Raw genomic sequence first — 10,379 nt, forward strand, 5'->3', positions numbered from 1 at the left:
GGACAGTTTCGACTGCTAATTAGCCCACTTTTGGCAGTAAACCAGTGACAATACCAATCTGGATGGTAATTACCGTAATTCCGCAAAGAAATATCAGAATCAAAGCGGGTTTTCCGCCTTTTACCCGATAGGCTCTTTGCTCAATTTGACGGCTGCGCCATGCCAGCATGGAAGGCAGTAACAGTGCGAGAATGGACAGCGCTACTGCGGCGAAAGTTAACGCCATCACAAAGTTTGGATAATACAAAGCACAAAGTAGTGGTGGAACAAAAGTAATGATGCCGGTTTGCAGGCGGCCTGTTGCGTTGTTACGGCGTTTGAACAGATCTGCCATGTAATCAAACAAACCTAAGGAGACCCCAAGAAATGAGGTTGCCAATGCCAAATCAGCAAACAGACGAACAGCAAGTTCTACACGAGGGGTTGCGACAACCTCTCTCACGGCTTTCAACAGCCCATTCAGCCCTGATTGTTCCGCTAAGATCCCGACAAAAGTATGAGAAGAGATGGCGCCTAATGTTGCCAATTGCCATAGGATATAGGCAGTTAATGGGATTGCACTACCGATAACAAATATTTTGCGTAACTTGCGGGTATCGCCTCCCATATAATTGACGATACTTGGCACACTGCCGTGAAAACCGAAAGAGGTGAATACCACGGGAATCGCTGATAATACCAAACCTTGTTCTAAAGGCATTGACATCAGGTTAGTACTTTTGATGTGGGGCATCATGACGGTCAGCATAATAACCAGAAAGATGATTTTTGCCGTAAATAGCAGACGGTTAATCATATCGACAGATTGAGTACCGATAGTGACAACACAACCCGCGACAAGGGTAAAAATCAGCACGCCAAATGAGACAGAAATAGGTTTATCCAGCCATGAAGAGAGGCTGCCCGAGAGCAACTCACCGGCGCCACTAATATAAGCGGTGGTCAGGGCATACATCAGGAAGAGCATACTAAAACCGGTGAGCCATTGACCTCCTCGTCCCAGATAACGTTTTGCCACGGTTCCCAGACCCGTATCGGCTGGGCTGTATTGATAAACTTCCACCAGCAATAAAGCGGTATAGCTCATCAAAACCCAAAGAGCGACTAACATCACAAAGGTTGTTCCAAAACCGACACCGGCCGCTGCCAGCGGCATCGCTAGCATTCCTGCGCCAATTGTCGTGCCCGCTACGATAAAAATACTGCCAAGAGTACGATTCTTCACGCTTTCCCCTAGTTTCTGAACTGATTGAAATCATTATAGAAAGGCAGGCTAAAGGATTAATTTATTTGTGTCAAATTAAGGTTACATTTAGTGTAAATAAATAATTACAATTGTGTTTTTGCATGATCCTAAGTTATGTATTTCATTAAATATAAAAAGTTACTTATCCTATTAAGTATTTAAAAAAACAGACTTTACTCACACTTAAATAAGATTGATTTTTATTTTCATCTAGATTACCAATTAAAATAAGACGTTATTCATTATCTTAATAATTAACGTATGGTGAAATAAAAATTACCAATGGAAAGCATATCTGTTTGTCTTAGGAAATTAATTGTATCTGCTCTATTCGCTATATCAGGGCAAGCTTATGCTTCAGAGTTTGTTAGCCCGGCGGATCAAGAGGTTATCACTCAACAACAAAAATCGTTATTGCAGCAGGCTCAGCAGCAACGGGAGGCGTTACGTAACAACATCACTTTATCTCCAGATTTAGTGCCCGAAATTGATGGCGCTAAGTCTGTTTGTCATACCGTTCACCATATTCAATTTGAAGGGGCTGAGAGTCTTTCCCTGTCAGCTCGGGAAAAGCTAATACAGCCTTATTTATCCCGTTGCTTAACTTTGCCAGATATTAATGAACTGGTGCGTAAAGTATCGAATGCCTATATCGAGCGAGGTTATGTTACTTCTCGTGCTGGACTAAGAGCACAGGATTTATCCACTGGCATGCTCATTATTACCGTGAGTGAAGGAAAAGTTGAATCAATCACACTTGATGGTGAGAAATCACTTTCATTGAAAATGGTTTTTCCGGGAATGGTTGGTAACATACTGAATCTGCGGGATATTGAACAGGGGATGGAACAACTGAACCGGCTTCCTTCCCAACAGATAACCATCGATATTCAGCCGGGAAAACAACCCGGTTATTCTGCGGTTATCTTAAAACGAATATCGACTCGTTTGCCGGTTGGCGCCAGTTTAGGGATAGATAATAGTGGTCAAAAAAGTACTGGTACCGGGCAAATCAACGCCAGTGTGAATGTAGATAACCTATTACATCTTGCTGACCAATGGTCATTGTCTGCCAGCCGCAACAGCGATTTCCGTAATAACCATCATAGTCGAAGCTTCTCTTCCAATGTGACAATTCCTTATGGTGACTGGTTGTTCAGCTATCAATATGCGTGGAACGATTCTTTTCAGAAGGTTCCGATTGGCTCACAAACCTACCGCTATGAAGGTGACAACCAGACTCACCGGCTAGCAATAAACCGGACGTTATATCGTGACGGTGAGCAGAAGCTGACTCTGAATGCAGGAATAACACATCGTCAGACGACTAATTTGTTCGCAGGAAAGAAATTATCCATCAGCAGCCCGATATTAAGTGTTGCCAATCTTGGTCTTAATTACAGTTCGGTACTGGCGGGTGGCTATATCACTTTCAATCCTGCATTGAGTTATGGCCTACCTGTGTTAAGTGCAACAAAAGATGACCCGCATTTCCCGGATGCTCCACGTAGCCAATTCCGCAAATTCAATCTGAGTGCTAGCTATTTTGTCCCGGTCACGGACTCCGTTTATTACCTCTCATCTGTTTACGGTCAAACCACACCATACAACCTTTATGCCAGTGAACGTCTCTCATTAGGCGGGCAATATTCTGTTCGGGGATTTAAAGAGCAATACCTGACTGGCAATCGCGGTGGGTATTGGCGTAATGAACTGAATTGGCGAATTTCAGAGTTGCCTGTGCTGGGTGAACTGGCTTTAACGGGGGCACTGGATACTGGTTGGTTACAGGGAAAAACTGGGCAAATCGATGGCGATAAAATCTATGGCGGTAATGTTACTGGCACTGCGCTTGGCGTCTCACTGACCAATCGCAGGTTTAATCAGACTATGACTTTAGGAACACCATTGACTCATCCTGATCATCTGAAACCAGATAACTGGGTGGTTTACTGGTCTGCATCACTGATTTTTTAGCGATGTAATACAGGGAGTTATACCAATAACCTTATATTTAAATTAAGAAAAAAGGACAGAATGATGGAAAGACGTAACAGCCCTATGGCAAGGGGCGCTTGTTATCTTTTAATTTATCTTACTGCCGTATATCCCCTTCACCCTGCTATTGCGGCCGGGATCACGCCAGATAATAACCGCACACAGGTACAAAACCAGGGTAATGTGCCGATCGTAAATATTGCTACGCCTAATGGCGCAGGAATATCCCACAACACCTATAAAGAATTCGATGTTGCCACTCAGGGCGCTGTATTAAATAACGCCACTCAGGCAGTTAAATCACAATTAGCCGGGCAACTTAATGCTAACCCTAACTTGAATGGAAAATCGGCTGAGCTGATTATTAATGAAGTTACTGGCAATGGACGATCTAATCTTCAGGGAAAACTAGAGATAGTTGGTCATAAAGCCAATGTGATGATTGCTAACCCCAATGGTATTACCTGCGATGGCTGTGGTTTTATTAATACGGGCAGTGCAACATTGACTACCGGTAAGCCTCAATTTGATAAACAGGGTGCGTTGGAAGCACTGGAGGTTAAAAAAGGCCAGATTACCATTGGTGGCAAAGGGCTGGATGGCAAATCGACAGATTATATCGATATTATCAGCCGGGCGACTGAGCTTAATGGCAAAATTCAAGCGCAAAATTTATCCCTGACGCAGGGGGCTAATCGGATTGATTTTAACGATGGCACAGTGAAAAAAATCACCGGAGAAGGCGCTAAGCCTCAACTAGCGGTTGATACTAAAGCATTAGGTGGTATGTATGCTAATAAAATTCGCTTAGTTGCCACAGAAGATGGTGTCGGCGTTAATCTGAAAGATTTAATCAGTGACCAGCGTGATATTACCTTAAATGTTAATGGCAAAATTGAACTGGGAAATATCACAGCTAAAACGGATTTTAACCTTAGTGCCAGAGGAACTCATATTGCCCCTAATATCAAGATACAGGCAGAACGGGATATTACCTTGGCAAGTACTAAATTGGATAATAAAGGGAGTGTAACTGCGGGCCGGGATGCACGGATATTTGGTGATACTTTGCGTAATATCGGTGACAAAGCACTTCTGCAAGCTAATAATAATATGTGGTTACAGAAAGATGCTCAGGGAAATAAGAGTACTCTGATTGAAAATAAATCTGCGACTATAAAGACTGTGAAAGGGGATTTGGTTGTTCGCACTGATAAACTGGATAATATCAGAGATCAAACCATAACGGAATGGAAAACTATCCCGGCTGATTCAGTAGAAATTAATAAATGGGTCGGCAGTTTTTATGGTATTAGACAAGGTGTTGGTTCCGTCATTACATTGGCTGTAAAACTGAAAGATTTTAATCGTGATAAATGGTTTGGCATTATTGATTTATTAAAAAATAACTTTATCAACATTAAACAGGATAGATTTTCAATAAAGACGATAAGCCCAGCAGGGAGTATTGTTTCTGGCGGTAATGCTTATATTAATGCAACTAATTTGCGAAATGATGTTTCATCTATATATGCAAAGCAGGACCTTATTCTCACAGGAGAAAATATTGATGTTATCAGCCGTCAATTAGGTAAGAAAAATACATTTTGGCATTATACTACATCAAACCCTCTGGTTGGCAGTGAATTCAAAGATGATGATGCACCACCTGGTGATTGGGATTTATTTTATGTTTATGAAGACGCAGAGTATACCAAGCAAGGAGAGTTATATACCTGGGGAGAAGAAAGCTATATATCATCTTCAATTAGATCGGAAAAAAATTTGGTAGCAGATTTTAAAAGTAACGTTAATATTAATACGTTATTGCCGCATGATGTGAAAAATTTGTCAGAAATAACTGTAAATACCAGACCTGACACATTATCAGCAAAAAATATTTTACTTCACGCGGGAAAGATTAACATCACCGATAAACTAAAGGCTATTGATGGATTAAATATTATTTCTGAGAATGATATTAATCTTAACAATGCATCATTGATTTCATCAAATAGTTTATCTATGACAGCGGCTAATAACATTAATGCTTTGCAGGGTGAGCTAAAGGGCAAAGATGTAACTATTATCAGTCGCAATGGGGATATTCAATTTCAGAGCAGTAGTAAGCCAGAATATTTTAATCCTGATAGTACGCGTAAAATAAGTAGTCTGGAAGCTACGGGTGATTTACTCTTACACGCAGGTAAAAATATTCTTCTTCGCAATATATTCTTAACGAAAAGTCATAATATTTCTTTAGCTGCAAATAATGATATTACCATTGATAATAACAGTGATTTATTGACACATAAACGAATGGGAGACGTGACCGCTGAGAGTAAAGAACAAACGCTCTTTAATCAAATGTTATCTAAGCTAGGTAAGCTTGATGCTAAAAGCTCGGTTGTGATTAATGCTGGAGGCAATCTATCTGTTAAGGGAGTTAATATTTCAGCAGTAAAAGATATCAACTTAACTTCTGCAAAAAGTATTGACCTTAATCCTCGTGAGTTATCACCTTCGTTGAGTAGATTATTTCCCTCGTCCCGTTCTGGTGAGTTAAGTAGCCGGTTAACCGCAGGAAATAATATCAATATTATCAGTGGTGCAGATATCAATGGCAAAGCGGCTCAAATTAACGCCAAAGGTAACACATTATTATCAGCAGGTCGGAATATTAACTTGTTAGCTCTGGGCTATTCTGCTATTGATAATAAGAACGATAACAATAAAGATGATCGCTATATCGTTGCTGTAGTTAATGGTGGAAAACAGCTTACCTTAGCTGCTAATGGAACGTTGATTACTCAGGGCTCCACATTAAGCTCAGGCGGAAATACAACGATTTCTTCCGGCGGCAATATGCGTTTTGAATCAGTGCAGAATCACTCTTACCGGGAAAAAGGCAGGGAATTCACTGAATCAGTCACACAGCAAGGTACTGCATTGACTAGTGGCGGTATACTAACTGTTATTTCAAACGGCAGTATTCTTTTCCAAGCCACTAAACTGACGGCCAAAGGTGCAATGGACGTCGCGGCGAAAGGTGGCTATCTGTACGCTCAGGCGATGGAAGAATCTAGCCATTATGAGAAAACAGAAACCAAACGTAAGTGGTATGGCAAAAAGAAAACCATTAAACGTACCCGTCATGATGTTACTAATAAAGTCACTGAATTTACTGCTGGTGGTGATATTAACCTGCTAAGCCGGGATGACAGCACTTACGAAGCCAGTAAAATTGCGACTAATAAAAACGCCAAACTGACCAGCACTCACGGTAAAGTCAATTTTAAGGCGGTCAAAAATACCTCTTTTGAACAGACCATTACGTATTCCAAAGGCTTTTATATTAAGCAAAGGGATAAAGGTTATACCGAAACCCAATGGGTATTACCGCAGATTTTCACTGGTGGAAAGCTGACAGTGGAAGCAGCCAACGGTGTTAGTGCTGATATTAAAGCTAAAAATGGTCAGTCATTGCAAAATGTATTGGCCGTATTGGGAAATACGCCAGAAACAGCTTGGTTGAAAGGGCTTCGTGAAAATAAAGATATCCAGTGGAATGTGGTCAAAGACGCTTATGACAGTTGGGATCACAAGAGCCAGCATTTAAACCCAGTGGTTTCTGCGGTAATTGCGATTGCGGCAGCGGCAGCAACCGCAGGCAGCTCTTTGGCGGCATCTGTTGCATCTTATGCAGGTAATAGCGTTGCGGGTGGGGCGTTAACTGCGGGTATGTCATCACTGGCGGCACAGGCGGCGGTTGCTATTGTGGATAATCAGGGGGACATATCCAAAGCGCTAAAAGTATTAGGTAGCAGTGATGCCGTTAAATCAACCATTACCTCAATGGCGATTGGTGGCGCATTGGCTGGATTTGATTCCTACATGGGATGGGATAAAGCGGCTGATGGCACTAAATTAGATCCCACAAAAGCGAAATTACCCCAAATCAGCAATGGTGATTGGAACAAAGTCGTTCAACGGGTAGCGGGTCAATCTATTATTAGTTCCAGCTTGAATACCGCCATTAACGGCGGCAGTTTTAAAGATAATTTGACTACTGCTCTGTTGGCTAATATTGGCAGCCAGATTAATGCAGAAGGCGCCAGATTGATTGGTGATAATGGCGAAGTGCTTGGCGTGCCGGGCAAAACGTTGAGCCACGCAGTTGTGGCAGGGATAAGCGCTGAAATTGGCAGAGGAAATGTTAAAGGCGCAATGGCGGGAGCTTTGGCTGCGGAACTGGCTGGCGTCATGATGGGAGATAATCTCATCAAAGCCGAAGAATGGCAGAGAACATCTGAGCGGCAGGCGCAAATTGCCCGTGTTTTTGGCGGCTTTGCCGGAGCAGTATTTACCGGTAAAGCAGATGGCGCTTACAGTGGAGCGAGCAGTGCAGAAAACACTTTCCGTTATAACTATCTGGCCCATCATCAGCGGGAATTAATGGAAAAGGAGCTTGCCGCCGAATCCAGTTACCTTAAAAAAGTGCAGATTTTTGCTAAATGGGGCTTAATTAGTAACACACAAGATGGCTATTTGGCTGCGGGTTTTGTATCCGGTATTCCATCAGAACTCTATGATAGTGTGATGGCAATTGTTGGAGCGGTCTCTAATCCTTCGGAAGTCATTGAATCGCTTAGAACACTATTGATTCAGGAGGATATGCCCGGCTTTATTTGGCAGGCGACAAAGGACGGTTATCTCAAACAGCTTGATATTGTCAAAGCTGAATATGAAAAAGCGGGTTCAGAAGGGGCCTATAATGCGGGTCTAGAGATAGGAAAACTGGTTACTGGAATAGCCAGTATGGTCGGCGGTGGCTTTGGTGCGGTCAAAGGGTCTACATCTGCCACTTCTAAATTGTCGAAAGTCATTTCAAAAGATCCGCATCCAACAGTAGACATACGGCATGTATATCGGATAGAAAAAGATGGTAGTAAAACCCCAATGGAGTGGGGAGGAGATATCTATAAGCAAGGGTATCCTTTTGAGGATTTTGTTGCTACGAAGATGCCAAAGGGTACTCGGTTACCCGAAGGGTTTAAGACTTTTGATTTTTATGATGAAAAAACAGGTTTGGCTACCAGTGTAAAAACATTGGATACACGTACTGCTTCAAAAATTAAAAATCCAAAACAACTGTATATTTCCATGAAAGGAAATATTGATGATACCATTCGTTTCATTGATGAAACAAAAGCTGGTGTAAATGTCACTGCTGAAAAGATATCTAAGCGTGAAGTAAGAATTGCAATACCTAAAACTACTACTCCTGACCAGTGGGAGCAAATCAACCGAGCCATTACTTATGGTGCAGAGAAAAATGTAAACGTCAAAATTACGGTGGTGAAATAATGAGTGCAGATTTTAAACAAGGATTAAATGCCAGATGTGTATTTAATGGTGATTTTTATTCAATAACAAGTTATTCAGGTTATCGTTCACTGAATTTAGACCTTTTAGGGGGTAACCATATGTTATCTCCCGATACTTCTGATGAAAAATTAGGAGTTGCAGTTTTTAATGCTCTTTCTAAAAGTCGATTTATTCCCTATGAGAGTCTTGGTGATTTTTTAGACAATGAAAAAAGAAAAGAACGGTATGATCAGTGGGTTACAGAGATGATGGGATTTCATCGCTATCGCTCAAAACGTCAGTTATTTAAGAGAATGAACAGTTGTAATATTTGTTTATTAGATGGTGTGATAACTATTAAACCTTCTGGTCATGAAAAACTTGAGCTTTGGACTGGGCAGGGTATTGTCGAGTCAGATTATGTCATTATTCCGGCAGACAGTTCCTCTGAGGAAGTTGGTGCGGCATTACGATTGGCTTTTTCTCGTTGTAGGAGTTATGTTTGACGATAAAAAACAGTTGTTTTTGTACTAAATTGATCATGATCTTTGATTCATAGAGTTAATTAAGGTGGACGCATAATAGTTATTATGTGTCCGCTAATTATCTCAAAAGAATCTAAATAATTATTAAATGAACCTTACCCCTAAAATCACAGTGGTGAAATAATGAGTGAGATTTTTAAACGATGGAAAAATGCCGGATGCGTATTTAATAGAGATTTTTATTCAGTAACAACTTATTCCGGTTATCGTGCTTTGCATTTAGACCCTTTAGGAGGTAACCATATGTTATTTCCTGATACATCTGATGAAAAATTAGGTGCTGTGGTTTTTAGTGCTCTTTCTAAAAGTCGATTTATTCCCTATGAGAGTCTTGGAGATTTTTTAGATAATGAAAAAAGAAAAGAACGATACGAGCAGTGGGTTACAGAGATGATGGGATTTCATCGCTATCGCTCAAGACGTCAGTTATTTAAGAGAATGAACAGTTGCAATATTTGTTTATTAGATGGTGTCATAACTATTAAACCTTATGGTCATGAAAAACTTGAGCTTTGGACAGGGCAAGGTATTGTTGAATCTGATTATGTCATTATTCCGGCAGACAGTTCCCCTGAGGAAGCTGGTGCGGCATTACGGCTGGCTTTTTCACGTTGCAGAAGTTATGTTTGACAATAAAACAACGACTTTTGTACTGATTAGTCATGAGTTTTGATTTATAGAATTAATTAAAGTGGACACGTAATAGCTATTATGTGTCTGCTAATTATCTCAAAAGGTTTAAAGCATTATTTAATGAGCTTTACCGCTAAAATCACGGTGGTGAAATAATGAGTGAGATTTTTAAACGATGGAAAAATGCTAGATGCGTATTTAATGGTGATTTTTACTCAGTAACAACTTATTCCTTATTCCGGTTATCGTGCTTTGTATTTAGCCCCTTTAGGAGGTAACCATATGTTATCTCCCGATACTTCTGATGCAGAATTAGGTGCCGTGGTTATTAATGTTCTTTCTAGTAGTCGATTTATTCCCTATGAGAGTCTTGGTGATTTTTTAGATAATGAAAAAAGAAAAGAACGATATGATCAGTGGATTACAGAGATGATGGAATTTCATCGTTATCGTTCAAAACGTCAGTTATTCAAGAAGATGAACAGTTGCAATATTCGCTTGTTAGATGGTGTGATAACTATTATACCCTACGGTCACAAAAAACTTGAGCTTTGGACTGGGCAAGGTATTGTTGAGTCAGATTATGTCAT

The 10,379-nt window shown here is 40.7% G+C and carries 6 protein-coding genes; 5 read left to right on the forward strand and 1 reads right to left on the reverse strand.

Annotation, left to right across the window (positions count from 1 at the left end):
- Positions 1 to 19 precede the first annotated feature (19 nt).
- Complete coding sequence (tyrP, locus tag OO184_RS13385; protein ID WP_376712561.1) at positions 20 to 1,225, reverse strand: tyrosine transporter TyrP; 1,206 nt, start codon at positions 1,223 to 1,225, stop codon at positions 20 to 22.
- Positions 1,226 to 1,528: 303 nt separating this feature from the next.
- Here tyrP and OO184_RS13390 point away from each other — a divergent pair, with 303 nt between their 5' ends.
- The 5 genes from OO184_RS13390 to OO184_RS13410 form a co-directional block, all read left to right on the forward strand.
- Positions 1,529 to 3,223 (forward strand): ShlB/FhaC/HecB family hemolysin secretion/activation protein, encoded by a 1,695-nt coding sequence (locus tag OO184_RS13390; protein WP_265379609.1) that lies wholly within the window; start codon positions 1,529 to 1,531, stop codon positions 3,221 to 3,223.
- Between the two features lie 63 nt (positions 3,224 to 3,286).
- Positions 3,287 to 8,611 carry a DUF637 domain-containing protein gene (locus tag OO184_RS13395; protein WP_376712562.1) on the forward strand — a complete coding sequence of 1,775 codons (5,325 nt, stop codon included), beginning with the start codon at positions 3,287 to 3,289 and terminating at the stop codon, positions 8,609 to 8,611.
- Positions 8,611 to 9,117 (forward strand): contact-dependent growth inhibition system immunity protein, encoded by a 507-nt coding sequence (locus OO184_RS13400; protein WP_265379611.1) that lies wholly within the window; start codon positions 8,611 to 8,613, stop codon positions 9,115 to 9,117. Before OO184_RS13395 ends, OO184_RS13400 begins: the two co-directional genes overlap by 1 nt.
- 162 nt (positions 9,118 to 9,279) lie before the next feature.
- Positions 9,280 to 9,786 carry a contact-dependent growth inhibition system immunity protein gene (locus tag OO184_RS13405; RefSeq protein ID WP_265379612.1) on the forward strand — a complete coding sequence of 169 codons (507 nt, stop codon included), beginning with the start codon at positions 9,280 to 9,282 and terminating at the stop codon, positions 9,784 to 9,786.
- 285 nt (positions 9,787 to 10,071) lie between these two features.
- Positions 10,072 to 10,379 (forward strand): contact-dependent growth inhibition system immunity protein (locus OO184_RS13410; RefSeq protein WP_265379613.1); only part of this gene is annotated, 308 nt, incomplete at its 3' end.

Origin of the sequence: Photorhabdus aballayi, from assembly GCF_026153155.1 — a bacterium.
In the GTDB taxonomy this organism is placed as follows: domain Bacteria; phylum Pseudomonadota; class Gammaproteobacteria; order Enterobacterales; family Enterobacteriaceae; genus Photorhabdus; species Photorhabdus luminescens.

What these genes read in the sequence shown, in the direction of transcription:
- OO184_RS13400 (WP_265379611.1), top strand. Translation starts at nt 8,611, where the DNA reads ATGAGTGCAGATTTTAAACAAGGATTAAATGCCAGATGTGTATTTAAT.
- OO184_RS13390 (WP_265379609.1), top strand. Translation starts at nt 1,529, where the DNA reads ATGGAAAGCATATCTGTTTGTCTTAGGAAATTAATTGTATCTGCTCTA.
- OO184_RS13405 (WP_265379612.1), top strand. Translation starts at nt 9,280, where the DNA reads ATGAGTGAGATTTTTAAACGATGGAAAAATGCCGGATGCGTATTTAAT.
- OO184_RS13395 (WP_376712562.1), top strand. Translation starts at nt 3,287, where the DNA reads ATGGAAAGACGTAACAGCCCTATGGCAAGGGGCGCTTGTTATCTTTTA.